Source organism: Rhizobium sp. 768_B6_N1_8, from assembly GCF_051811225.1.
Lineage (GTDB): Bacteria > Pseudomonadota > Alphaproteobacteria > Rhizobiales > Rhizobiaceae > Rhizobium.
Map to the genome: position 1 here is coordinate 3,531,134 of NZ_JBPWPV010000001.1, position 26,367 is coordinate 3,557,500.

Consider the following 26,367-nt stretch of genomic DNA (forward strand, 5'->3'; position numbering starts at 1 on the left):
AATTTGACTGATGGACAGAAATGCAAAAGTCGCAGTAACCCTCGGCGACCCCGCGGGCGTAGGCCCTGAAGTGATCGTCAAGGCGCTGGCTGCACTGCCGGCCGCCGAACGGCGCGATTTCGTCATCGTTGGCAATGCCGAAGCATTGGAACGCGCTGCACGCGCCACCGACGTCAGCCTCAATTTTGGCCCCTCCGCCTCCGAAGACGGAAATACCATCGCCGTCGATGAGGTACCGCTTGGCGCCCCCCTCCCCGAAATCGGCAAGGTCAGCCCGGTCGCCGGCGACGCCTCCGTTCGCTACATTGCCCGCGCTGTCGATCTCGCAATGTCGAAGGAGGCCGACGTCATCGTCACGGCGCCGATCAACAAGGAAGCCATGAACCTCGCCGGCCATCATTTCGATGGCCATACCGGCCTGCTGGCACATCTGACCGGTTCCAAGAGTTCCTTCATGCTGCTCGCCTCCGAGCGGCTGAACACCATTCACGTCTCTACCCACGTCTCGCTGAAGGGTGCGATCGAGCGGGCCAAGACTGACCGCGTGCTGGCAACAATCGAAGCCGGCCACAATCACTTCATGCGCCTCGGCAAGAAGGCCCGCATCGCCGTTGCCGGTCTCAACCCGCATTGTGGCGAAAACGGCCTGTTCGGAACCGAAGACACCGAATTCCTGGCACCTGCCGTCGAACTCGCCCAGGCCAAGGGTATCGACGTGGTCGGCCCGATCTCCGCCGACACGGTCTTCGCCCGCGCCTATAACGGCGCCTTCGATCTGGTGATCGCCCAATATCACGACCAGGGTCACATCCCGATCAAGCTCGTCGCTTTTGAGACCGCCGTTAACGTCTCCCTCGGGCTGCCGATCGACCGCGTCTCGGTCGATCATGGCACTGCCTTCGACATCGCCGGAACCGGCCGCGCCAACCACGTCAATATGCTGTCAGCCATCGCTTATGCGCGGCTGATGGCAAGGTCGCCTCGGAAAGCTGCGCCGCTGGCTTCCTAAGCAACGGGGTTTTAATTTCAGCTCTTGGCCAACAAAAAGCCCGCGTGAGAGCGGGCTTTTCCGTCGGTGGATAGATACGCACGCGGGGCTGGTGACCGCTTCCTCAGCCAGACAGGATACAGACTTCTATCGTGACCACCGTGCTATGATTTGGTCTGTATTTGCCAGCACCTTGCGGACTGCGTTGCGCGCCATGTTCGGTCGCTGCAATCGGATGCTTTTCTCAATATTTTCATGAAGTTTCAGCACATATACCAAGTCGTCTTCCTCACGCGTGACATGAGTGAAGAGGTGGTTCAGCGCCGATTCAATCAATACGCCGAGCGGCACCAGCAGATCGTTACCAGAGGCGCGCAAGATCGCGATATGAAATCGCGCATCGGCTTCCGTTCGCTGCTGGAGTGATGTCGCGTGACCCATGTCATGCAGGGCCTGACTGATCACGTTCATTTGCTCCTCAGTTCGGCGCTCAGCAGCAAGCGCAGTCGCTTCCGGCTCGATAATATGCCTGAGTTCTTGCACGGTCCTCAGAAACGATTCGCGATCGGGTGACGCGGCATACCAACCCAATACATCCCGATCCAGCAGGTTCCAACGTTCCTTGGGTTCGACCCAACTGCCGATTTTCGGACGGGAAGAAAGCAGGCCCTTGGCCATCAGCATCTTGATCGCTTCGCGCACCGCCGACCGGCTGACTTCAAAGACTTGCGACCATTTTGCCTCGTTTGGCAGGATCGTGCCGGGCGGATAGTCACCGCGCACGATTCGGAGGCCGATCTCGCCCGCCAAAGACACATGAACACTCGCCCCAGTCATGCGGGGAGCATTTGGGCGCCTTGTGGTAGCTGAGCGGTCAGCCGTCGTCACCTCGACCGGAGTCATAGGCTTTCCCGATTTCTTGTCAGGCATCTATTTCTACTGCCTCAGCATTCTTTCGACTGTCTGCACGTATTATCAAAACAATCGTAATAACGAGGAAGTCGCCTGCGATTGGATCCGGCACAAAGCTCGGAATTCAGGGCGCGTCAAGCCCTGCAGATCTTTCGATCCGCCACGTCGAGGCAGTCGGCGCACCCTTGTACCGGGTGCGCCAAGCCGCGAGCCTACTTTTGAATGCAGGTATCGACTGTGTCCTTCGTGCACTCATCGAGCCCGGTGAATACCGGATCTTCAACTGCCTTGCCGGCAATCAGATCCATCATCACCGTAGGTGCCTTGTAGCCCATCTCGAACGGCCGTTGGCCAACGAGTGCAGTCACCAGGCCTTCTCTCGCAATAGCAACCTCGTCACCGATCGTATCGGCAGCACCGATGACGAAATCGTTGCTGGCGATCTTGTCGGCCATCGGCTTGAACAGGTCACGATAGGGTTGCGGCGCGCCGAACAATGGCCAGCCGCCCATGATGCCGAATGCGTCGAGGTCGGAATTGGCCGCGAGGATATCGGTCATTGCCTGCACACCCTTGGCACCGTCGTCATTGGTGAAGACCGGGCAGCCGGCGACCTCGGTCCAACCGCCCTCGCCTTTCAATGCGGTCAGGCCTTTCTGGCCAGTGAGCGTGTCGCGCATGCCTTGGGCGCGGCGTAGAATATTGTCCGCTCCCGGATTGCCTTCGATTGTGCAGATCTTACCGCCCTTCGGCTTGGCCTTCTTGATGTACTCGCCGATGCGTGCGCCCATCAGATAGTTGTCGGTGCCGAGATAGGTCTTGCGCAGGGCTGCATCCTCGGCTGCAAGATCGGCATCAAGCGTCATCACCGGAACCGTCGGATTGGCGGTCTTCAGGGTCTGGGCGATGAGCTTTGCATTTGACGGCGAAATCGCGATTGCGGCCGTATCTGCCTTGCCCAACATATCCTGCACGATCTGCGCTTCGCCGGCTTCATCCGATGTCGATGCCGGACCGGTGTAGAAGCACTCATATTCCGCAGTCGGGTTTTCCTTGTTCCATTTCTGGCAACCTTGATTGATTGCTTCGAAGAATGGATTGTCGAGGCCCTTGACGACGATGACGAGTTGCTTCTTGGCCAGGGCCTGCCCGGCGGTCAGTGCTAAAACTGCGGCTGTAAGTAATAATGCCTTCCTCATGGTTTCCTCCCTTGAAACAGACGGGCACGGCATGCCCGCCACACCAAATCAACCCGGATACCAAACGATACGAGGCTCCTCCTTCGAACGCTCGTATTGCCACGCCGAGTCGATAAGCATTTCGAGATCGTAGTTTGGCCGCCAATCCAGCAGGTATTTCGCCTTGCTGTTGTCCATCCAATTGGAATGAAAGCGGCTCGGAATCTCGACGGAGCCGAGATTTCGCGTGCGGGACAGGTAGGCGGCGACTTCGGCATAGTCGACAGGTCGATCCATGCAGATATTAAAGAGTTGCCGCTCCGCCCGAGGGTTGTCGATCGCTGCCAATATTGCGGATACGAGGTCATCGACATGCACAAAGTTGCGTTTCAGCGGGCGGCCGTCAGCATCGAGCAGCAGCGGCACCGTACCCATAGCCGCATAGCCCCGTGCGGCTTCTTCCGGAACGAGCGTCTTCCAGTCCGGGCCACCGAAGACGTCGTCTCCAAAGGACAGCGAATATTTGAAATCGTCCTTTTCCATGATCCAGGGCGCGCGTAGGCAACAGCCATTGAGGCCGTACTGAATGCCAAACTGCTCCAGCATGACCTCTTCCAGAACCTTGGAGAGCGCGTAGCTTCCCGGATAAGCGCAATGGGGTGCGCTCTCGGTGATCGGCCCATTGTGGCGATAGTGGAAATGCCCGATGCCCGCATCGCCGCCGATCAGGATGAACTGGCGTGCCCTGACGCTCGCACGGAACTCCTCAAGCAGCCAAAAGAGACCTTTGACCGTGACATCCATGATGTCTTCAGGCGTTTCCTTGCATGTGGCGAGATGCACGACATGGGTAACATCAGAGAGCGCCGCGGCCACAACATCGCGATCGGCGATCGAGCCGCGGATGACTTCGACACGGTCTGTCGCCTCGCACAAACGGTTATGACAAAGCGCGCGAATACGGGCTTTGGAAAATCTCGGATCGTCAAGCAGCCCAGCAATGAAGCGCCGCCCGACCTTGCCCGTCGCACCGGTAACAAGGATCAGCATGCTCTCTCTCCCACTGATAGCTAATATTCGGACGCCACTTCCGTCAAATGATATTTGTCCGACAAAACAGATTTTTGTTACAAATGGGCCAACACCTCGGACAATGAGTTGACGCTGTCGCGGGGTTTTGCGTAAATGCTAATAATCGCTTTTCCTGGGAGGATATTGGAAAGGCGAAGTCGCTTGAGCCTCGTCGAAAACAAGCCGGGTCCGGAGCGAACAGATAGCGACAAGTTTTTGGGAGGCCAGAAGGCTGGTGGCGGTTCTCGAGCTCACCAATATTTCCAAACATTTCGGTGCCATCCAGGCCGTCAACGATGTTTCGTTTTCGCTCGAAGCGGGGCAAGTGGTCGGCCTCATGGGTGATAACGGCGCCGGTAAGTCCACATTGGTCAAGATGATCGCCGGCAACTTTCGGCCGAGCCACGGAACCATGCGCCTCGATGGCGCCGATCTCGTGCTTCATCGGCCGAAGGAGGCACGGCTGCATGGCATCGAGATCGTTCATCAGGATCTGGCGCTCTGCAACAATCTTACGGCGGCAGCGAACGTGTTCCTCGGACGAGAATTGCGCCGCGGCGTATGGCCCCTTCGCATCCTCGACTACAAGACCATGTACATGCGCGCCGGCGAGATATTTCGCGAACTCAAATCCGAGACGCGGCCGCGCGATCTCGTCAAGCAAATGTCAGGCGGACAGCGGCAAGCGGTCGCGATTGCTCGCACGATGCTGTCGGAAGCGAAAATCGTGCTGATGGACGAGCCGACAGCAGCCATTTCCGTGCGCCAGGTGGCCGAGGTTCTGAATTTGATCCGCCAATTGCGTGACCGGGGCATTGTCGTTGTCCTGATCAGCCACCGCATGCCCGACGTCTTTTCGGTCGCAGACCGCGTGATCGTGATGCGGCGGGGCAGAAAAGTGGCCGACAAGCCAATTGCGGCAAGTTCGCCGGAGGAAGTGACGGGACTGATCACCGGCGCCATCGAACAGGTGTGATCGATGCTATCCGTTGCAGCAGCAAGAAAGAAGGTCGACGATGGCGATTACACTTGACCAGACGATCGGACAGAAGCAACGGAGCTGGCTTGCGGCGATCTTGGGCGGCCAGACATTCTGGGTTCTGATTGCGGTCATTCTCGCCTGCATTTTTCTGTCGATGGCGACAGACTCCTTTGCGACGGCAAAGAACATCTACAATATCACCCGCAACGTCACCTTCGTCGCAATTATCGCGCTGGGCATGACGCTGGTCATCATCACCGGCGGCATCGACTTGTCCGTTGGCTCCGTGCTTTGCCTGTGCAGCATGGTGCTGGCGGTCGTCATGCACGCGGGGTACAGCATTGAGGTCGGCATCGCCGCCTCGATCGGTACCGCTCTTTTAGTCGGAGCTTTCAATGGCCTGTTGATTGCCTATCTTGGCTTCCCGCCTTTCGTCGTCACGCTCGGCATGTTGTCGATCGCGCGCAGCCTTGCGATGGTTGCGTCCAACAACACCGTCGTTTTCCAGTTCGGGCCTGATCACGACAAGCTGCTGGCGCTGGGTGGTGGTGCTTGGCTTTTCGGCATCGCCAATCCAGTGCTTTACATGGTCGTGCTGGCACTCATTACCGGTTTTGTGCTGCGCTGGACCAAGTTCGGCCGCTATGTTTTTGCCATCGGCGGCAATGAGCACGCCGCTACACTGACTGGCGTTCCCGTGCAGAGGATCAAGGTCATCGTCTATATGATTTCCGCCCTGTCGGCGGGGGTTGCCGGCATCGTCCAGACCGGTTGGCTCGGCGCTGTCACCACAAATATCGGCGCCGGGATGGAACTTCAGGTCATTGCCGCTGCGGTCATCGGGGGCGCCAATCTGGCCGGCGGCGTCGGCACCGCCTTTGGAGCGTTGATCGGCGCCGCGCTCATCGAGGTTATTCGCAACAGTCTTGGCCTGCTCGGCATCAACGCCTTCTGGCAAGGCTGCTTTATCGGTGGGGCAATCGTGCTTGCGGTTCTTTTCGACCGAATTCGCAACTTGCGACGCGACGAGTAGGCAAACCCGGTCCCACATCCCTGAGCCTCACGAGACCGGCGTGATGAACTATTTGAGGGTCGCCTGCCGGACGAACACGTCTGGCCGTCACTACCGCGTAGAGAGGCGAGCAGAAACACGCTTTCCTTGGCGCTTCGGTCGCTTGTGCGTTACTGCAGGTTCCCGTCGCCGCCGCGGTCGGCGGTCTTGAAGTCCGCCATCACCCTATTCAGGAACTCGCTCTGGCTGACTTTGCCGTCACCGTTGGCGTCGGTGGCGGAGAATTGCTGGACAGTCAGAACTCCGACAACTTCGTCAGAGTTCAGGCTGCCGTCCTTGTTCTTGTCCAGGCTCGTGAAGGCCGACGTCATGAAGGCTTGATATTCGGATCGGTCGACCGCTCCATTCTTGTCACGATCGAGCCGGTCCATTTGGCCCTGGTTCATAGCGACCGGTTGATTCTGCGCGGTGGCCGCAATGGTGGTAAAAAAAACGAATCCCGTCAGCAGGACTACTCTTTTCATAATTCCGACCTTTCGCGTCAATGACATGTCAAGGCACTGCCGCCCGCAGCGCCCAGCGTGGCACCGCCGCCAACAGCCCAGAGCTGTCCGGTCCCTGAGCCAATAGTTGCGCCAAGCAATCCGCCGACGACCGCGCCGCCGACCGTACCGGCGATGCAGCCGAACTCGTTACTGCGTCCTGCTTGGGACGTCGAAGCAGATTGGCAGCCAGACAAGGCAAGGCAGCCTAAGAGAGTAAGACCTATCGTGCACTTGGTCATTTTTTCCTCCAGTATATCCGTTCACGTTTAAGACAAACAGGCGGAGGCACCGTTGAGTGGCGGCTGAGTATGTTCCTCATGTGCGAGAGATTTTCTGCTAATTAGAAGCAACTCACAGACGAAACATACAAAGCGCGCGCCAAAGCTGCAACGCTACTACTGAATACTACCACTGCGCATGGGTGAAAACAACACCTGCGCCTGTCTCCACTGCTGATGTCCTGCTAGAGCGAGAACAGATCGCTGGTTTCAGCGCTTCCAGACCGGATGCGGTCCCGCTCCTGTCTCGTTTAAAGCGATCGTCGGCCCACCTTAGCCGTGAAGCCGGCGTAACAGTACGCCAAACCGTTCTTCAGGCGCGTACGCCTTTAGATCGGTCGCCGGCCTGTACGGCAGATCGGCCTTTTGCCCGCTCCTTACGTCGGTGGGACTACAACCAAATTCGCGCCGGAAAGCGCGGCTGAATTCCGTCCCATCGTTGAAACAGTGTTGCTCAGCGATCTCGATGATACGGCGTTGATCGGTCGGATCACTCAGTGCCGAATGCGCATCGAGCAGGCGCCGATGCTGAATATAATGCATGACGCCGCCGAACGGTTCAAACAGGCGATAGAGCCGTGAGCGTGAGACGCCAAGTTCCCGACGCAGGGAATCTGCCCCAAACTTCGGATCGAATAATCTGGCCTGGATAATTCGATGCGCCCTTTCGATCAGCACCGATGCAATCGGCTCCCGCGCTTCCTCGATATGGTCTGCAGAAGGCGACGCACAGGCGAGTATCATTGCCCGGGTGGCAGCCACCAGTGCTGGAAGTTCAGCTTCATCAATCACCGGCAGCCGCTTGGCAAGGCCAATCATGTAGTCCGTGAACAGTCGCCCCATTCCGGTGCTGAGATTGGAGAATTCCGCGGCATTCAGAGCGCTCGTTACTTCGGCGCAAAAATCACGTGGAACGAACAACATCAGCATCTCGCTATTGGTGATGTTCCCTTCGAAGGGTCGGCCAAGAGGATGGACCTGAACCACACCAGCACTGCCTTCAAACGTCCTGGCTGGTGCAATGGTATTCACGCACCCGTAAAGTAACGTCGTCAGCGTCCAGTGATCCAGTGGATCCCGTCGTGTATGTCCGGGCAGGCTGACGAAACCCAATGCGTCGGTCTCGATGCGAGAGAAGGCAAGGCAACCAAGGTCCCAGGTCACTTGCTTGCCGCCAAAGCCGACTGTCACGTCGTCGGGTTCGTCGAACTCGAGCATGGGTGCAAAGTTGTTGCGCCAAGCTTCAAACTGGTATCCCGGGGGAAGATCGTGTGTTGTGAGCTCATATGTGGGCAGGTGCTTGGCGCCACGTGCTCCCTGTTCGGGCTCAACTGGTGTTTGCTTCGGCGCCGCGGGCTTTGCATCTGAGATTGTGCCGTTGGCCAATATATCTCGTCCGATCGCGCCTTCGGCTCTCATAGCTTCACACTCCCGATAACTAGGAGAGCACGCAACCGGTCGCCTACCGCGGCTACGTCTACTGAAATCAAGCAAATCACCCTTTTCTGAAGATGCTGCTCCGACATCACTCCCCCCGACGGCCAGATACTCACCCCTGCGTAGCAATAGTGCATAACACAATTAATCCGGATTGTTTAGATGTTGCTTACATCCAAAGCTGCACAGGGATCGCCCGGCACAACTGCAGCGCCGACGTGGTTAACAGCATATGAACGCTTGCATGCCACTTCTGGGTGGTGCTCGGAATAGCTCGGACCACCCCTGCACGTCAGCAGCAAATGGCCGCCACATCTCTTGGTGCGCAACAGGTCAAACTGATCTCTATTCGCTCCACGTCCCAAATCTTGGCAATCAGTCCATTTCTATGTGGAGTGGTAGGGAATTTCTTGTTCGCACAGTGGTCCGCAATATATATTTTCTCCGTGCGACGATGCTATCGCCTTGGAGATCCAGATGAAAAATATCTCCTGGACTATCCTTGCCATCTCTCCTTGGCTCGTCTTTTTTTTAGCATTGCCGGTCCGCATTTCAGCGCAGGACACCCCTCCTGTGGGCCGGCCGGCCCCCACTGTCGTGGTGCAATCGGTTGTCGATGGACCGGTTGAATCTCCGAGTGAGAATATCGGCCGCGTAGAGGCCCTGGAGGCGGTGGACGTTCGCGCTCGCGTTTCGGGTTTCATCGAGGAAGTCGCATTCAGTCCGGGCGCGGCCGTAAGCGATGGCGATATTCTGTTCGTCATTGAGCCTGCGCTCTATGAAGCTGCCGTCGCCACTGCCAAGGCGCAGGTCGCACGTGCCGAGGCAACCCTTCACCAGGCCACGGATAATCGAAACAGGAATGCGGAACTTGTCCGACGCAGCACCGTGGCGCGCGCCGCCTATGAAGAGTCCCAGACAGCCTTTGAGATTGCGACCGCCGACCTTGCCGCAGCTCAGGCAGGCCTCACGAAGGCTGAACTCGATCTTTCCTACACGCGCATAACAGCGCCGATCTCGGGCCGCGTCGGTCAGCCGCTTTTTACCAAAGGCAATTTCGTTGGTCCGGATGTCGGAGCGCTTGTTCGACTGGTGCAGGTCGATCCGGTGCGCGTTGCCTTTTCTGTCACCGAAGGAGACATCACAACCTTTCGTCAAAGAGACGCGGCGGAGATGAAATCGACAGCCGAGGCCATGAAATTGACCCTGAGGTTACCGAACGGCAGCGTTTACAATCAGGATGGTATTCTGGAGTTCCTATCGCCAGAAGTCGATTCAAGAACAGGAACAGCAACCGTCGGAACGATATTCCCAAATCCCGAGGGACTGTTGATGCCTGGCCAGTTCGTCAAGCTCATTGTCGGTAGCGTCCAGCAGGCCATGGGGCCATCCGTGCCCCAAACCGCCGTCCTGCAGGACCGCGACGGTCGCTTCTTATACGTGATGGGTGAGAACAATATTGTTCGGCAACGCCGTATCGACACCGGGGCGAAGGTCGGTGATCTGTGGGCTGTCCGACAGGGTGTGAAATCGGGAGAAAAGATCGTTGTGCAAGGGACGCAGCGGCTCTCCGATGGCATCGCTGTCCAGCCCGTCGAGCAAGATGCTGGGAAGCAGCCATGATTTCGGGCTTCTTCATCTCCCGTCCACGGTTCGCAATTGTCGTCGCCATTATCCTATGCCTCGCCGGCGGCCTATCAATTTTCGGGCTTCCCATTGCCCAATATCCCAACATAACGCCGCCAAGCATCACGGTTTCGGCTTTCTATCCCGGCGCCAATGCCGAGGTTATCGCAAAGGTGGTCGGGGACCCTCTGGAAACGGCGATCAATGGCGTCGATGACATGATATATATGTCATCAAACAGCTCCGATGCCGGTTCCTATACCCTAACGGTGACCTTCGCCGTCGGCACCGATCCCAACCTCGCCCAGATCAACGTCCAGAATCGTGCTCAACTTGCAACCGCACAGTTGCCGGCCGCGGTCTCCCAGCAGGGGATCACCGTGCGAGCCCGCTCTCCTGATTTCCTGGTGGCCTTCGGCTTCTATTCCCCGGATCACACGCTCAGCGAACTCGACATTGCCAATTACCTCTCCATGAATGTCACAGACGCCCTATCGCGCGTGCCGGGTGTCGGCGAAGCGTCGGTCATGGGATCGTCCCAATATAGTATGCGCATCTGGATGGATCCCGTGCGCATGGCAGCGCTCGAGATAACACCGGATGATGTCGCATCGGCAATTCAAGCCCAGAATATTCAGGCGTCGATCGGCCAGGTCGGCGGTCCACCTTCGCAAGACAATGCGAAGGTTCAGTACACGCTGGTCGCCCAAGGCCGACTTGAGGAGACCGGAGCCTTCCGCGACATTATCGTGAAGACAGGCCAGGCGGGCGCTCTCGTTCGCATTCGCGATATCGGCCGGGTCGAACTCGGGGCGCAAAGCTACGCGTCCAGCGTGAGAGTGAACGGAGCTCCTGGTGCAATGCTCGTCGTAAATCAGGCGCCGCGCGCCAATGCGCTGGGTACAGCAGATGCGGTGACCAAGGAACTTGAAACTCTCTCGCGACAGTTTCCGCACGGTCTGACCTATGAGCCGGTTTATGACTCGACGCAGTTCGTGCGCGCGTCCATTCGCGAAATCATCATAACGCTCGCAATCACCTTCGTAATTGTGGTGGCGGTCACTTTCTTGTTTCTTGGCGAATGGCGCGCCACCATAATTCCTGCGCTCGCCATTCCGGCATCGCTGATCGCCACATTCGCCGTTCTCTATGTCGCGGGGTTTTCAATCAATCTCATCACGCTGCTTGCGCTCATACTGGCGACGGGACTTGTTGTTGATGACGCCATTCTCGTCGTGGAAAATGTGCAGCGGCTCATGAAAGATCAGGGATTGGACGCAAAAACTGCCAGTGAAAGGGCCATGCTACAGGTCACCGGCCCGATCATCTCCACGACGATGGTGCTACTGGGCGTGTTTGTTCCGACGGCATTTCTGCAAGGCATTAACGGCCAGCTTTACCGGCAGTTTGCGGTCACAATCTCCGCATCGCTCGTCTTTTCATCTTTTATCGGCTTAACCTTGAGCCCGGCCCTTTGCGCGACCCTTCTCCGCAAGCCGGCAGAACTCAGCGGGCCGCTGGCAAGATTCGAGTCCGTGCTGGAAAAGACGCGTAGTGGCTATACCCGTGTTGTCAGCGGTCTCGCTCGGCGTATCGTCATTGTTCTTGGCATCCTTGCTGCCACGATCGTCGTAGCAATGCTGCTTTTCCTGAAAGTGCCGTCGTCATTCCTGCCGGATGAGGATCAGGGCTTCCTCTTTGTGGACCTTCAGCTACCCAATGCATCCACACTTTCGACCACCGAAAAAACGATGCAACAGGTTGAAGCGGCGCTGCGAGAAACGGAGGGCGTGGCGAAGGTCGTGACGATATCCGGTTTCAGCCTTCTGCAGGGCGGCTCTGTGCCGAATGGCGGCTTCGCCATTGTCATGCTGGATCCCTGGGAAAAAAGAGACGCGCCAAACCTGTCAACAACAGCCTTATTGGCATCGCTCAATGCGCGCTTCTCGACCCTTCCGCAGGCCAACGTTGCTGTATTCGCTCCTCCGCCCATCCCCGGCATCGGGCAAGTGGGGGGATTGGACTTCAGGCTACAAGCACACTTGGGCCAATCGCCGGAAGACATCAGTCAGGTGGCACGGGCGCTGATAGCCGCTGCCGGCCAGACGCCGGAGATTGCGATTGCATCCAGTTCTTTCTCGGCGGATGTCCCCCGGGTTTTCGTGAATGTCAATCGCGTGCGTGCCGAAAGCCTGGGCGTCAGCGTCGACCAGATTTATTCAACGCTCGGAGCCCAGTTCGGCGGAAGATATGTCAACGATTTCACGCATGACGGCAGATCATTCAAGGTCAACCTGCAGGCGGACAGCCAGTTCAGAACAATTCCGGATGATGTTCTCAATCTGCATGTCAGAAGCCGCGATGGCACGATGGTACCCCTGCGCACTCTGGTAACCCTGGAACCAGACCTCGGACCGTTTTCGCTGTCGCGCTATAATCTTTTTCCCGCCGCTCCTATAAACGGAATTCCAGCTGTGGGAACCAGTTCGGCTCGGGCGATGGCGGCTTTCGAGAGCGCGGCCTCAGAAGTGCTGCCTGAAGGCTACGGCTACGAATGGTCAGGGCTGTCCCTGCAGGAGCGGCAATCTGCGGCGCAGACCCCCATGATTTTGGCGCTGGCGCTCATCTTTGCGTTCTTGTTTCTTGTTGCCCAGTACGAAAGCTGGACCCTGCCGGTCTCCATTATCCTCTCGCTCTCCTTTGCCGCTTTAGGCGCAATCACGGCGCTCGCAGTATCAGGACTGGAAAACTCGCTGTATGCCCAGATTGGTATCGTTTTACTGATTGGCCTCGCTTCGAAAAATGCCATCCTGATCGTCGAATTTGCGCGAGTTGAGCGGGAGCGCGGGCTCTCGATCGTTGATTCAGCGGTTTCTGCAGCGGCTCAGCGTTTTAGGGCGGTGATGATGACTGCCGTTTCGTTTATCTTGGGGATGATCCCGCTGGTGGTCGCAACGGGCGCCGGTGCCAACGCCCGCCAGGCACTTGGCGTCACCATTCTCGGAGGCATGTTGGCGGCAACGACCGTGGGAATATTGTTGATCCCGGGATTGTTCGTCGTTGTGGAACGATTTGCAGAATGGTTTTCAGGCCGGTTCACCCGCCCGCTCGGCGATGCTCGGGAAGCAAAGAGGGCGGAACAACGACAGTCTTCACGCTGACCGGCCCAGATTCACCGGCCGGTCATGTCGACGACCCTCGCGAAGCGAGTGTCGCGATCCATCTCGTGGATTTCTCGCCTGAGCAATAGACAATGAAGGCAATTAGAATTGGCACACCGATGAAGGCGCCAGGAACACCCCACATGAAGCTCCAGAAAAACACTGCGAAAATTACCGCAAACGGCGAAATCGAAAGAGAAGTGCCAATCAGCAGCGGCTCAAGATAGCTCCCGATAACAAATTGGATCAGGTTGAGCCCCACGAAGACCCCGACCGCCATCGGCCATGACTCGAATTGGGCAATGGCAAACAGTGTCGGCAATACCGTTGCGACAAACGGACCCAAGAACGGAATATAATTGAGCGTAAAGGCGATCGCGCCCCAAGCGGCCGCAAGTTCCAGCCCTGCCGCGAGCGCGAACATCCAGACGACGAGACCCGTCAACAAACTGGCGAATGTGCGCACGATCATGAAGCGGCGCAATTTCATGCCAATCTCGCGGTTTGCAAGGAGAATGCGCGCGCCATAAGGCTGCGCAGCAGGGGTCTTCAGTCTTTCGTTGAAATCGTCAACCTCGAGCAGACCAAGCATGGTGAAGACAAGAACCAGCAGTGCGAAGCCGGCAAAACTATTGACTCGACCGGCCATTCCTTGCGTGAAGCCGACCAGCCACCTCACATCGAAACGGTCGGCGAGCACGCCGGCGATTGCTATGCCATGTCCTTCCAGCCAATCGGTCCAGCTCGCGTAGATGAGCTGGAAACGACCCGCATTGGTGAAAAGCCATTGACCGAGTTTGCCGAACCCCCAAGCGACCGATGAACTGATGGCGGCAATGATTGCCATCGTTAGAATAAGGGTGAGAAGCAGCGCTATCAGCTGCGGCAACCACCGCTGCAGTGTGGATTGGATTGGACAAACCAACGCGATGAGAAACAGCGAGAATGCAAGCGGAACGAAGATCGCCTGAGCGAAATGAAGGAGGGCAAGAATCAGAATGCCGGTCGCAATAGGTCCGAATTGCCTTTGTCCTGTCATGTTTCACTCCCTATCGGCTCGCCAAACGGAATATCAGGATGTTCATGCGCCGATTGGGCGTCGCCTGGATTGCTTGGCGACTTCGAAAATTTCGATTTCCGCATACCTCCTTCTCGCCGGCTCAATGCCGGCGATCACAATGGGTTACGCTTCAGGCGTGAACATCGGCCAATTAGGCTGCCGCATCTTTCTGCAGGGCATCACGTAAAGTCTGCTCCTTGGTCTCATCCAAGGAGGTTTTAAGCACCACACCGCCAAAACCGGATATCTCCTTCAGCAGCTTATCGGCCGTCATTTCCTGCACCAGCACAAACAACGCCGCATTCCCGGGCTGCAGACTGCTCGCAAGGTCTTTCATGAATGCATCGTCTATGCCGACATCGGTTAGTGCGCCTGCGATGGCTCCCGATGCCGCCCCCACCGCCGCGCCGATGAGCGGGTTCAGAAATAGGACACCCACGAGAAGGCCCCAAAAACTGCCCGATACAGCTCCAGACGTCGTCATACTTACAAGCTGGTTCAGCCTGACTTTGCCGCCCTGTGTCTTGGTTGCGATGACAGCGTCACCAAGTTTGATCAAATACTCCTTCTGCAGTTCGATAAGGCGTCGGCGCACCTCCTCAGCCTTTGCTTCCGTTGGATAGACGATGGCGATCAGACTAGACATGACACCCTCCAAGTTGTGAACCGAACCCTTAGACCTTGATCACGAGGCCACATCGAAAACATATCGCGCGAATGCAGCGAGGAAATTGGCACAGAATCCCAGAGTGATGCGTTGCGTCTCTTTTTGAATGCGCCGTCGGCAATGCATACGACACTACAGTCGACCAGCGCCGTAGTTGACTAAGACCCTATCCGTGCGCGGCCACCTCAGCGCCACTTCGAAACTTGTTCTCGAAAAATGTTTTGAGGCGGAGAACATCATCGGGGGAAAGACCCTGCGGATCAGTGACGGCAATCCACGCATCGATATAGTGTTCCGGTGCATAGACATGGCCATACCCGATCGGAGATGTGGTGGCTGTTGCCATGTCCAGTAAAAGTTGCGTCATTGTGACCAGAGGGAACCAGCGAAACTCAGGGGATACATCCGGACCGCGTGGCATCTTCATCCAATCAGGTTCCCGGTAGAGCGAATGAAAATCGAAAAACGTTACTGGATCGCTGGCATACTGCAGGTAAACGATCCGGATCGGCCCCCAGACGGAACCCGAGATGTCCAGCGCATTATGCTGATTGGTAAATCGAACGATGGAGCCGTCGCGGAAACGCGGCAACCAGGCGGGCGAACCGGGATTGCGATTGGCAGTCACCGACTTCCACGTGCGGCTCTGGAAGGGAGGCCCGCTCCACAATGCGCCTTGAAACGGGTCGGCAACGATATCGAAGAGATCGGCCGAAAGCTCTGAATTCATTGCGCCGAGGCTGAGCCCATGCAGGTACAGTTTCGGGCGCTGATCACGAGGGAGCGTGATCCAATAGCGATAGACTTCACGAAAAAGCGCGCGCCCCGCTTCTGCGCCGTAGGCTGGCTCGACCAACAGCGACAGCCAGCTGCTCAGGTATGAATACTGGAGGGCTACGCTCGCAACATCGCCCTTGTGAAGGAATTCGACTGTGTCCACTGCCGCGGGGTCGACCCAACCAGTCCCTGTTGGAACAATGACGATCAGGATAGATCTCTTGAAAGCCCCGTTTCGCTTGAGCTCCGCCAAAGCCAACCGAGCTCTCTCCTCAGCGGTATCTGCGCTGTTAAGTCCGACATAAACCCGGATAGGGTCGAGAGCGTTTTCGTGGAAGAAATTGCCAATTTCAGCGCCTGTAGGCCCGGAAATAATGAACTCGCGGCCCCGCCGACCCAGTTCTTTCCAGTCGATAAGAGAAGCCGCACTGCCTGTTTTTAGAGGATCACCCGGCATCGCCAGATCATCGTCAATCATGGCGTCGAGCTGCTGGAATGAGCTATCCGCAATCCGCAACGCTGTTCTGAAAAGAAGACCCTCTGCGATCGACCAAAACAATCCGACTGCAATCAAACCGCCGACGAGAATGGACACTCGTCTTGGAAGAAATCGTTCGAACAAAGCCGCGAGAGCCATCCAGGTCAGCCTGAAGAGCCGCGCGAACAACACCAGCAAACCGAACACAGCCAGCGCAATGACAACGAGCTCAAAGGGCTCTGCGCTTTGCACTGGATCGAGCCCCATCAGCTTCCGAATGGAGTTCTGCCATTCGGTGGCTCTCCAAAGAACGATGGCCGCAATTGCGATGCAGATGACAATAGACGCGATCTTCACAGTTGTTCGAACACGCGGCAGCGGCAGCTCCAAATAGAGCCAAAGCCAACGCAGCAATACGCCGATCCCATAACCCAGCGCTGCGCAGAAACCAGCAACAATGCCTTGAACCAGGTAAGTTCGTGGCATCAGGCTCGGGCTTAAGGATGCAGCGAAAAAGACAGTGCCGACAACCAAACCGAAAATTGAGAATGATCTCGCCAATGCAACAATTTTCGCCTGCAACTAACCCTCCGCACAGTAGGCGTTAAACTTTGCTACTATAAAGCGTGCGCAGTATTTGCCACAGCGATCAAAGCATCCCAGAATTAGTAATCCACCGCGTCGCGGATGATCGGGCAGGTCATGCAATGGCCGCCGCCACGACCGCGGCCAAGCTCGGCGCCTATGATGGTAATGACCTCGATGCCCTGCTTACGCAAAAGCGTGTTGGTGTAGGTGTTGCGATCATATGCGAAGACGACACCCGGGGCAGCGCAAACGAGATTGGCACCACTGTCCCACTGCGTGCGTTCGCGCATATAATCGTTACCGCCCGTTTCAACGATACGTAGCTCCTTGAGGCCTAGAGCGTCGCGGACAGTCTCAACAAATGTTCCCTTATCTTTGTGCAGTTCGACCGTTCCCGGCGTTGCACCGGGCCGATACGAAAAGGCGGAGATGCCATTGACGATATCGGGATAGAGCAGCACGCAATCGCGATCGGCAAAGGTGAACACTGTATCGAGGTGCATCGCGGCACGCAGTTTCGGCATTGCCGCCACAATGACCCGTTCGGCTGCACCTTGCGCGAAGAGATTGGCGGCAACCTGGCTGATCGCCTGGCGCGAGGTGCGTTCGCTCATGCCAATGAGTACATTGCCTTTGCCGATCGGCATGACGTCTCCGCCCTCGAGCGTGGCAAGACCCCAGTCCTTGGTCGGATCGCCCCACCATACCTTGACCTTGCCAGCGAAGTCAGGATGGAATTTATAGATGGCGGTGGTGAGTATGGTCTCCTCGTGGCGTGCCGGCCAGTAGAGCGAGTTCAGCGTCACGCCGCCATAGATCCAGCAGGTCGTATCGCGGGTGTACAGCGTGTTGGGCAGCGGCGGCAGCAGATATTCGGTGACGCCAGCCGCCTCGCGTACCAGCTTCAGCATTTCGCCGCCGTGGGTCTCAGGGAATTCCTGCGTCGACAGGCCACCGATCAGAGTTTCCGCCAATTCGCGGTTGGACAATCCTTCAAGATAGCTGCGGATCTCATCGACGAGGCCTAGACCGACCTGGTTTGGCACCACCTGGTTGTCGAGGATCCACTTCTTGCCTTCAGGGACCGCAACGGTTTCGGCGAGCAGATTGTGCATCTCCACCACTTCGACGCCGCGGTCGCGCATTTTGGTCATGAAGTCGAAATGATCTCGCTTGGCGTTGTCGACCCAGAGAACGTCGTCGAAGAGCAAGGCGTCGCAGTTGGTCGGCGTCAGGCGCTGATGGGCACGACCAGGCGCACAAACCATCACCTTGCGCAATTGGCCGACCTCGGAGTGAACGCCAAATGTGATGTCTTGGGTCATGATTCTTCTACCTCCCTATCAAGGCGTGATAGTGCCGCTCAGCAGGCCGTAGGCGCCGATCATGCCGGCGATCACCGTGACGGCCAAAACGATGAGTTCGACAGACGTAAACATCTGCACCTTCTGCTCACGCCGCGCCCAGACGTAGAGAATTGTGCCTGGCACGAACAAGACCGCTACAAGCAGCACATATTTCAGCCCGGCGGCGATGAACATGATGATCGTGTAGATGACCGCAATCCAGGAAAAGATCTGGTCGCGGCCGCGTTCATTGGCGGTTTCTTCATAGCCTTCGCCACTGCGGGCGAGCAGCACGCCGTAACCCGCGACAAGCAGATAGGGCAAAAGAGCCGTGACGCTGGTCATGTCGAGCATGAAGTTGAACGCATCCCGGGACCAGTAGGTGGAGATGACGAATAGCGACACGACGATGTTGGTCAGCCACAGGGCATTGGCAGGCACCCGATTGCCGTTCTGCGCGGCAAAAAGCCGCGGCATGTCCTCAGATTTGGCGGCAGCAAACAGGACCTCGGCGCAAATCAGCGACCAGGCGAGATAAGCGCCAAGAACCGAGACCAGAACGCCGATGGAAATGAAGACGGCGCCCCAATGACCGACGACCGCCTCGAGAACGCTGGCCATCGAAGGCTGCTGCAGGGCTGCGATAGCCGATTGCGGCATCGCTGCGTAGGGCAGCAGAGTGACCGCCACCATCAGGCCGGTGACGCCAACGAACCCCAGAATCGTGGCGGTGCCGACATCCGCGCGCTCTTTGGCAAAGCGCGAATAGACACTCGCCCCTTCGATCCCGAGGAAAACAAACACGGTGATCAGCATGGTGTCACGCACCTGCGCGACCAACGACTTTTCCGGCATGCCGGCGCCGCCGAAGAAGTTTTCGGCAAACTGCCCGTAGTGGAAGGAGAAGATCAGCATCAGGATGAAGACGAGGATCGGTACGATCTTGGCGATGGTGACGATGGTGTTGATGAACGCCGCCTGCTCGACGCCGCGCAGGATCATGAAATGAAATGCCCAGATACCGATCAACGACACGATGATCGCCGTGGCGCTGCTTCCGTCGCCGAAGACGGCAGGGAAAAAGCGCCCCAGCGTCGAGCCGATCAGCACCCAGTAGAAGACGTTGCCAAGGCAACTACCAAGCCAGTAGCCAAAAGCCGACAGGAAGCCCATATAGTTGCCGAAGCCAGCCTTGGCATAGGCGAACACGCCCGAGTCGATATCCGGCTTTTTCTCGGCAAGCGCTTGAAACACGCGGGCGAGCATGAACATGCCGGTGCCCGCGATCGCCCAGGCGATCATGGCGCCAAATGGGCCTGTTGCGGCACCGAACCGACCGGGCAGGTTGAATATGCCAGCGCCGACCATCGATCCGACGACCATGGCCGTTAGCGCAAACAACGAGAATTTCTGAGTAGAGTCTGAAGTCATGGTGTCCCCTACAAAACTCTATCAAATGTCCGAGTGCGCTGACCGTAGCGAGTGCTGATTTGAATTATAGTGTTGTTCGGTCCTCCAGTGGATCAGCATAGAATCCCACGACCATTCTTCGCGTCCCGATTTTCGTGCGCGACTTACGCAAGCAACGACCTTTTGGACCGAAATGAAACGCTGCGACTAACTGAGCCAGCAATGGCGCCAAAGCGTTTCTTTCGACGCACACCGTCACGGCGCTCGGTCAAACGGAAATGAGACCTGTTGTGATGGAATAGACCGCTATTGCCGCGCCGAGACTCGCGGCTGCGAACATGATCAATTCGCTTGGAGTGAAGACGGTTTTGCCCCCTTCGCGGCGCGCAACAATAAAGAGAATTGAACCCGGCCCGTAGATCACCGCCGATAGCAGCAGGTGTTTTGCTCCGGCCGCATAGATCAAGCCCACAGTGTATATCAGGGCGATCCCGGCACGTATCAGATCCGTCCGGTGGCCAGCCGGATCCCGGTCGTATGTTTCGCCTGACCAGGCAAGTTTAAATCCGTACGCGGCAACGAGGAGATAGGGAACGAGGATCATCGAGCTCGTCAGCTCGAGCGCAAGTCTGAACGCATATTGCGTAAACAGCGTCAGAATCAAAAACGTTTGGACGACGATATTGGTGAGCCACAATGCGTTCGAGGGCACTCCGTTTCTGTTTTCGTGCGACAAAAACCGCGGCATGGTTTCGTATTTCGAGGCCGAAAAAAGAATTTCTGCGGCGAGAAGCACCCACGACAGGTAGGCGCCCAGAACGGAAATCAACAATCCCAAACTGACAAATACGGCCCCCCAAGGTCCAACGATGCTTTGCAGAACGCCGGCCATGGACGGATTGCGCAGTCCTGCAAGATCGGCGCGCAACATGGCGCCATAGGAAAGGATCGTAACAAGAGCAAGCAGGCATAATACGCCGAGGAAACCCACAAGCGTTGCCACTCCAACATCGTTGCGGTTCCGCGCATAGCGGGAATACACACTGGCGCCTTCGATTCCGACAAAGACGAAGACGGTCACAAGCATCGTGGCGCGAACCTGGCTGGCGACGTTGCTGAAACTGACGTCCTCGCCGCCCCAGAAATTGGCAGCGAAAATATCCGCGTGGAATCCCCAGGCAACAAAGGCAATGAAAAGGATAATTGGAATGATCTTGGCGAAAGTCACGATGGTGTTGATCGCGGCTGCGCCTTTGACACCGCGCAGAATGAGCGTGTGAAAGAGCCACAGCAGGATCGATGAGCAGAAGATCGCGATGATTGTGTTACCGTCCCCGAAGACGGGGAAAAACAAGCCAAGTGTCGACTTGATCAGGACGAAATACGAAACATTGCCGAGGCAGGCAGCCGACCAATATCCAAGCGCAGAGAGAAACCCGAGATAGTTGCCGAACCCGGCTTTTGCATAGGCGTATATCCCTGCGTCCAACTCCGGTTTTCGTCGAGACAGTGTCTGAAATACGAAGGCTAGCATCAGCATGCCGATACCGGCGATCGACCACGCGATCAATGCGCCGAACGGTCCGGTCGCGCGTCCGAAGGCCTGCGGCAGAGAAAAAATTCCGGCCCCGACCATTGAGCCCACGACCATCGCCATCAATGTCCAAACGGAAAAATGCCGATTTGAATCTGAAGTCATCGTCACGCGCTCCTGGCGGACTGGTCGTGTTCGTCGAATTGCCACTTTAGCCTTGCCCCGGAGTCCCGGTAATCGGCATGGAATCCCAAGACTATGCTTCAAGTCCATTTCGACCTGGAATGACCCGACGGCAATGGCGGGGCGGAGCGGTCCGGGCTATGCTTTGCCAACCGTACACGCAAATATCTGAATAACCTGAACGATTGACCAGAGTTCCTTTCCTCCGATCTTCTGGTTCAGGAGTCATTGATTAGCTTTTGCTGACGCGGGGTGCTGGGCATGCCCGGATGGAGCCGTTGCCCCCGACATAGCAAGGTGGTTTGACCACCGTCAGTTCCGCCGACGGAGTACGTTTATGCTCTCGCTGTTTCTATCGCTGCGCTATGTCATCATCATCGCGCCTTTAGGCCTTCTAAGCGGTGCTGCACTCACGTTCTGGGAGGGCACGCTGACGCTCGGAAATGCGTTCGCGGCCGTTCGTATGGATCCAAGTTCGTCCGTTATCGCGGCAGTGCTGCGTTCTACCGATAAGTTCATTTTCGGCATCATTCTGATCATCTTTGCATATGCGATTACGTTCGGATTCGTTTTCGATGTGTCGGACGATGAGCGTCGAAAAGTGCCGAGGTGGATGCTGCTGTCCACAATTAATGAATTGAAGATTCTCTTCTTCCAGGTCATCATTTTGTATTTGGTGGTTCATTTTGCGACGCTCATCGCAGAAACCGAGGGAGAGCTTGAGTGGAACACTCTCGTGCTGCCCGGTGCTATCGTCCTGCTCGCTGCCGCAATGAAACTGGTGGCGAGTTCGTCGCATGACGAGAACCGCAGGCGAGCGGCACAAAAGTGATTGCTTTTTCTCGCGACAATAAAACAACCCGCTTTGCGGCGGGCTTGTGGTTTTGTGTTGCGGCATTGCTGCATTCGCTGCGTAGACCCTTGCGGCTATTGAACGCAGGACTAGGCGTCGGGATGGCCATCGAAGATGCGGTCTTAGCGCCTGCGATAACGGACTTCGGTATTTCGGGGAGAAGGAATTGCACGGAGCCCGACGATGCGAGCGCTGGTGCAGACATACGAAAGCCCTCCGATATGGAGGGCTTTTTCGTTTTGATCTTCGGAAAGAGTTTGGTTGCGGGGGCAGGATTTGAACCTGCGGCCTTCAGGTTATGAGCCTGACGAGCTACCGGGCTGCTCCACCCCGCGTTATCCAGGCGACGCTAGCGTCGTCCGTCCAGGTTTTTGCCTATTGGCAAAATACCGACCGATTTTTGCCTCTGGCAAAATATCGTCTGCGTAAATCGCTTTGCGATTTACGGATCTGTGCCGAGCAAATTGCTTTGCAATTTGTCTCGTGTTCCTGTGGCCCCAAACACAAAAGGCCGCTTTGCGAGCGGCCCTTTGATCGGCTTTGGGCCGTAAGTTTCGTAAAGAGAAGATTTACACGAGTTGCGTTTTGCAGACCTGGCAGCGACCGACTCTCCCGCGTCTTAAGACGAAGTACCATAGGCGCTGGGGCGTTTCACGGCCGTGTTCGGAAAGGGAACGGGTGCAGCCACCCCGCCATGACCACCAGGTCAGCGAAGCGCAACTTGTGTTGAGAAGCTGGTGGATGTTTTCACATCCTTTTATTTGAACACGTCTTACCTTTCGCGAGGCACCTTCGGCCAGAAGGCCGCAAGCGCAAAGCGCGTCGCCGGTTGTCCGGCGCGCCGTCCGCAGCGCCTATGGCGCGTGAGGACAAAAGGTCAGGCTTATCGAACTTTGTTCGATGAGCATAGTCAATGAGAACGATCAAGCCAATCGAGCTATTAGTACCGGTAAGCTTCATGCGTTGCCGCACTTCCACACCCGGCCTATCAACGTGGTCGTCTTCCACGGCTCTGATAGGGAATACTCGTTTCCAGGTGGGTTTCCCGCTTAGATGCCTTCAGCGGTTATCCCGTCCATATATAGCTACCCTGCTATGCCCTTGGCAGGACAACAGGTCCACCAGAGATATGTCCATCCCGGTCCTCTCGTACTAGGGACAGATCCTGTCAATATTCCTACACCCACGGCAGATAGGGACCGAACTGTCTCACGACGTTCTGAACCCAGCTCACGTACCGCTTTAATTGGCGAACAGCCAAACCCTTGGGACCTGCTCCAGCCCCAGGATGCGATGAGCCGACATCGAGGTGCCAAACAACCCCGTCGATATGGACTCTTGGGGGTCATCAGCCTGTTATCCCCGGCGTACCTTTTATCCGTTGAGCGATGGCCCTTCCACGCGGGACCACCGGATCACTATGACCGACTTTCGTCTCTGCTCGACTTGTCAGTCTCGCAGTCAGGCGGGCTTATGCCATTGCACTCGACGACCGATTTCCGACCGGTCTGAGCCCACCATCGCGCGCCTCCGTTACTCTTTCGGAGGCGACCGCCCCAGTCAAACTACCCACCATACACTGTCCCGGACCCGGATAACGGGCCGCGGTTAGACATCCATGACGATAAGGGTGGTATTTCAAGGATGGCTCCACAGAAACTGGCGTCCCTGCTTCAAAGCCTACCACCTATCCTACACATGCCGACACGAATGCCAGTGTAAAGCTATAGTAAAGGTGCACGGGGTCTTTCCGTCTGACCGCAGGAACCCCGCATCTTCACGGGGAATTCAATTTCACTGAGTCTATGTTGGAGACAGCGGGGAAGTCGTTACGCCATTCGTGCAGGTCGGAACTTACCCGACAAGGAATTTCGCTACCTTAGGACCGTTATAGTTACGGCCGCCGTTTACTGGGGCTTCGATTCAAAGCTTGCACCTCTCCTCTTAACCTTCCAGCACCGGGCAGGCGTCAGACCCTATACGTCGTCTTGCGACTTCGCAGAGCCCTGTGTTTTTGATAAACAGTCGCTACCCCCTGGTCTGTGCCACCCCACAATAGTTGCCTACTATGGGGTCACGCTTCTTCCGAAGTTACGCGTGCAATTTGCCGAGTTCCTTCAACATAGTTCTCTCAAGCGCCTTGGTATACTCTACCTGACCACCTGTGTCGGTTTCGGGTACGGTCTATACGGTGGAGCTATTTCCTGGAACCGCTCCGCTGCCCATCCAATCCAATAAGAATGAACAACTTGTGCGATCCGTCACTACCACCAGGCCCACGAATATTAACGTGGTTCCCATCGACTACGCGTGTCCGCCTCGTCTTAGGGGCCGGCTAACCCTGCTCAGATTAACTTTAAGCAGGAACCCTTGGTCTTTCGGCGAGAGGGTCTCTCACCCTCTTTATCGTTACTCATGTCAACATTCGCACTTCCGATACCTCCAGGAGCCCTCACAGGTCTCCCTTCATCAGCTTACGGAACGCTCCGCTACCACTCCTCAAAGAGGAATCCTCAGCTTCGGTGCATGGCTTTAGCCCCGTTACATTTTCGGCGCAAAGACCCTTATTTAGACCAGTGAGCTGTTACGCTTTCTTTAAATGATGGCTGCTTCTAAGCCAACATCCTGGTTGTTTTGGGATCCTCACATCCTTTCCCACTTAGCCATGACTTGGGGACCTTAGCTGGAGGTTAGGGTTGTTGCCCTTTTCACGACGGACGTTAGCACCCGCCGTGTGTCTGCCTGGTAGTACTTCCCGGTATTCGGAGTTTGGTTAGGATCAGTAAGACGGTGAGTCCCCATAGCCCATCCAGTGCTCTACCCCCGGGAGTATTCGCCAGACGCTCTACCTAAATAGATTTCGCGGAGAACCAGCTATTTCCGAGTTTGATTGGCCTTTCACCCCTAGCCACAAGTCATCCCAATCTATTGCAACAGATGCGGGTTCGGTCCTCCAGTTGGTGTTACCCAACCTTCAACCTGCTCATGGCTAGATCACTCGGTTTCGGGTCTAATGCAACAAACTATATCGCCCTATTCAGACTCGCTTTCGCTGCGCCTACACCTACCGGCTTAAGCTTGCTTGTTACACTAAGTCGTTGACCCATTATACAAAAGGTACGCCGTCAGGGTTGCCCCCTCCGACTGTTTGTAGGCATCCGGTTTCAGGTACTATTTCACTCCCCTTGTCGGGGTGCTTTTCACCTTTCCCTCACGGTACTTGTTCGCTATCGGTCATGCACGAGTACTTAGGCTTGGAGAGTGGTCTCCCCATGTTCAGACAGGATTTCACGTGTCCCGCCCTACTCTAGGACATTAATGATATCTACGCGTACGGGGCTGTCACCCGCTACGGCCGCACTTTCCAGAGCGTTCCGCTTTAATCACTAATGCCACTGGCCTGGTCCGCGTTCGCTCGCCACTACTTGCGGAGTCTCGGTTGATGTCCTTTCCTGCAGGTACTTAGATGTTTCAGTTCCCTGCGTTCGCTTCTTACCCCTATGTATTCGAAAGTAAGATACCTTATAACAATGCTTGGAAACCTCTCCTGTTTGTCCTCACGGCCGAAGGCCTGCGGACAGCGCGCCGGATAACCGGCGACGGCCTCTGGCCTTGCGAAGCATCCGCTTCGACCAAACCAAAAGCCAACAGAACAGATTTCCCAAGCATTTAAGGTGGGTTTCCCCATTCGGAGATCCATGGATCAAAGCTTATTCGCAGCTCCCCACGGCTTATCGCAGCGTATCACGTCCTTCATCGCCTGTGCATGCCAAGGCATCCACCAAATGCCCTTACGACACTTAATCGTTCTCATTGCCAATGCTCATCATCTCGCTGCCCGCTCCCCTAAGGAAACGGCAACAGACCGGGTTACCTTTTACAACCCAGTCAATCCAATAATGCCATCGACGTGTTCGACAGATCTGCTTTATTGGAGCTACGCCGAGCAGCCCACTTGCAGCCTGTCTTAAGACCAGCTTCTCGAGATTGGATCCGATACCGCGCGGTCAGGCAACGGTAATCAAGTCGTCCGTCAGATGCTCACCCCCTAAAGATGACCAAACAACAACGACCCAGAGCGACAAGCTTCCTACCTACCTCCAGCCCCTCCACCATATCCGGCCGGCTAGGCCATCCATGGGTTCACAGGAACTGGGCTCGGACATCCTGGGCAAAACCCAAAACACCTGGAAGCCTCCAGATCAATCTTCTCTTCACGATATATGCAGAACAGGCATCAGGCCAAAAGCCGATGCAAACTTGTATTTTCTTCAAAAGACA

Annotated in this window: 18 protein-coding genes, 1 tRNA gene and 2 rRNA genes; 6 read left to right on the forward strand and 15 right to left on the reverse strand. The window is 56.5% G+C overall.

Translation table 11 applies throughout. From position 1 onward, the window contains the following. Positions 1-10: 10 nt before the first annotated feature. Entirely contained in the window at positions 11-1,009 is a 999-nt protein-coding gene (pdxA, locus tag AB8B33_RS18230; protein WP_439016429.1) for a 4-hydroxythreonine-4-phosphate dehydrogenase PdxA, read from the forward strand. Positions 1,010-1,135: 126 nt separating this feature from the next. Here pdxA and AB8B33_RS18235 read toward each other — a convergent pair whose 3' ends face one another. From AB8B33_RS18235 to AB8B33_RS18245, 3 genes are all read right to left on the reverse strand, one after another. Further along, positions 1,136-1,918 carry a FadR/GntR family transcriptional regulator gene (locus AB8B33_RS18235; protein ID WP_439016430.1) on the reverse strand — a complete coding sequence of 261 codons (783 nt, stop codon included), beginning with the start codon at positions 1,916-1,918 and terminating at the stop codon, positions 1,136-1,138. Positions 1,919-2,112: 194 nt separating this feature from the next. Next, a complete protein-coding gene (locus AB8B33_RS18240; RefSeq protein WP_029868596.1) occupies positions 2,113-3,099 on the reverse strand; it encodes a substrate-binding domain-containing protein in 987 nt (328 codons plus the stop codon). A 48-nt stretch (positions 3,100-3,147) separates the two neighbouring features. Beyond that, on the reverse strand, positions 3,148-4,128 hold the full coding sequence (locus tag AB8B33_RS18245; protein WP_113322733.1) for an NAD-dependent epimerase/dehydratase family protein: 981 nt from the start codon (positions 4,126-4,128) through the stop codon (positions 3,148-3,150). A 256-nt stretch (positions 4,129-4,384) separates the two neighbouring features. Here AB8B33_RS18245 and AB8B33_RS18250 point away from each other — a divergent pair, with 256 nt between their 5' ends. Both AB8B33_RS18250 and AB8B33_RS18255 read left to right on the forward strand, forming a co-directional pair. Further along, positions 4,385-5,125: an ATP-binding cassette domain-containing protein gene (locus tag AB8B33_RS18250; RefSeq protein ID WP_439016431.1), complete on the forward strand. Its 741-nt coding sequence runs from the start codon at positions 4,385-4,387 to the stop codon at positions 5,123-5,125. 40 nt (positions 5,126-5,165) lie between these two features. Continuing rightward, the gene (locus AB8B33_RS18255) at positions 5,166-6,164 is read left to right on the forward strand and encodes an ABC transporter permease (RefSeq protein WP_439016432.1); all 999 of its coding nucleotides are present in this window, start codon (positions 5,166-5,168) and stop codon (positions 6,162-6,164) included. Between the two features lie 149 nt (positions 6,165-6,313). Here the strand turns inward: AB8B33_RS18255 and AB8B33_RS18260 are convergent, their stop codons facing one another. From AB8B33_RS18260 to AB8B33_RS18270, 3 genes are all read right to left on the reverse strand, one after another. Then, on the reverse strand, positions 6,314-6,667 hold the full coding sequence (locus tag AB8B33_RS18260; RefSeq protein WP_113322737.1) for an EF-hand domain-containing protein: 354 nt from the start codon (positions 6,665-6,667) through the stop codon (positions 6,314-6,316). Between the two features lie 17 nt (positions 6,668-6,684). Then, entirely contained in the window at positions 6,685-6,927 is a 243-nt protein-coding gene (locus AB8B33_RS18265) for a hypothetical protein (protein WP_439016433.1), read from the reverse strand. A 312-nt stretch (positions 6,928-7,239) separates the two neighbouring features. Beyond that, positions 7,240-8,385 (reverse strand): AraC family transcriptional regulator, encoded by a 1,146-nt coding sequence (locus AB8B33_RS18270; protein WP_113322741.1) that lies wholly within the window; start codon positions 8,383-8,385, stop codon positions 7,240-7,242. 618 nt (positions 8,386-9,003) lie between these two features. Here AB8B33_RS18270 and AB8B33_RS18275 point away from each other — a divergent pair. Both AB8B33_RS18275 and AB8B33_RS18280 read left to right on the forward strand, forming a co-directional pair. Further along, positions 9,004-10,026, forward strand: coding sequence for an efflux RND transporter periplasmic adaptor subunit (locus tag AB8B33_RS18275; protein WP_439017273.1), 1,023 nt, complete (start codon positions 9,004-9,006; stop codon positions 10,024-10,026). Further along, the gene (locus AB8B33_RS18280; RefSeq protein WP_439016434.1) at positions 10,023-13,190 is read left to right on the forward strand and encodes an efflux RND transporter permease subunit; all 3,168 of its coding nucleotides are present in this window, start codon (positions 10,023-10,025) and stop codon (positions 13,188-13,190) included. Before AB8B33_RS18275 ends, AB8B33_RS18280 begins: the two co-directional genes overlap by 4 nt. Positions 13,191-13,212: 22 nt before the next feature. Here AB8B33_RS18280 and AB8B33_RS18285 read toward each other — a convergent pair whose 3' ends face one another. From AB8B33_RS18285 to AB8B33_RS18310, 6 genes are all read right to left on the reverse strand, one after another. Beyond that, on the reverse strand, positions 13,213-14,229 hold the full coding sequence (locus AB8B33_RS18285; RefSeq protein ID WP_113322747.1) for an AI-2E family transporter: 1,017 nt from the start codon (positions 14,227-14,229) through the stop codon (positions 13,213-13,215). A 172-nt stretch (positions 14,230-14,401) separates the two neighbouring features. Then, positions 14,402-14,896: a DUF1269 domain-containing protein gene (locus AB8B33_RS18290; RefSeq protein ID WP_025669117.1), complete on the reverse strand. Its 495-nt coding sequence runs from the start codon at positions 14,894-14,896 to the stop codon at positions 14,402-14,404. Positions 14,897-15,083: 187 nt separating this feature from the next. Continuing rightward, on the reverse strand, positions 15,084-16,754 hold the full coding sequence (locus AB8B33_RS18295; RefSeq protein WP_439016435.1) for an alpha/beta hydrolase: 1,671 nt from the start codon (positions 16,752-16,754) through the stop codon (positions 15,084-15,086). Between the two features lie 83 nt (positions 16,755-16,837). Beyond that, positions 16,838-18,085 (reverse strand): arginine deiminase, encoded by a 1,248-nt coding sequence (arcA, locus tag AB8B33_RS18300; protein ID WP_113322751.1) that lies wholly within the window; start codon positions 18,083-18,085, stop codon positions 16,838-16,840. Between the two features lie 18 nt (positions 18,086-18,103). Next, a complete protein-coding gene (locus tag AB8B33_RS18305) occupies positions 18,104-19,537 on the reverse strand; it encodes a basic amino acid/polyamine antiporter (RefSeq protein ID WP_439016436.1) in 1,434 nt (477 codons plus the stop codon). Between the two features lie 247 nt (positions 19,538-19,784). Continuing rightward, the gene (locus AB8B33_RS18310; RefSeq protein WP_113322755.1) at positions 19,785-21,215 is read right to left on the reverse strand and encodes a basic amino acid/polyamine antiporter; all 1,431 of its coding nucleotides are present in this window, start codon (positions 21,213-21,215) and stop codon (positions 19,785-19,787) included. A 355-nt stretch (positions 21,216-21,570) separates the two neighbouring features. On the opposite strand from AB8B33_RS18310, the gene AB8B33_RS18315 reads away from it, so the two are divergent. Further along, entirely contained in the window at positions 21,571-22,065 is a 495-nt protein-coding gene (locus AB8B33_RS18315; protein WP_113322757.1) for a YqhA family protein, read from the forward strand. A gap of 279 nt (positions 22,066-22,344) precedes the next feature. Here AB8B33_RS18315 and AB8B33_RS18320 read toward each other — a convergent pair. The 3 genes from AB8B33_RS18320 to AB8B33_RS18330 form a co-directional block, all read right to left on the reverse strand. Next, positions 22,345-22,421: transfer RNA gene (locus AB8B33_RS18320), tRNA-Met, on the reverse strand. A 256-nt stretch (positions 22,422-22,677) separates the two neighbouring features. Beyond that, positions 22,678-22,792 (reverse strand): 5S ribosomal RNA (gene rrf / locus AB8B33_RS18325). Positions 22,793-23,005: 213 nt separating this feature from the next. Further along, positions 23,006-25,892 (reverse strand): 23S ribosomal RNA (locus tag AB8B33_RS18330). Positions 25,893-26,367: the final 475 nt, after the last annotated feature.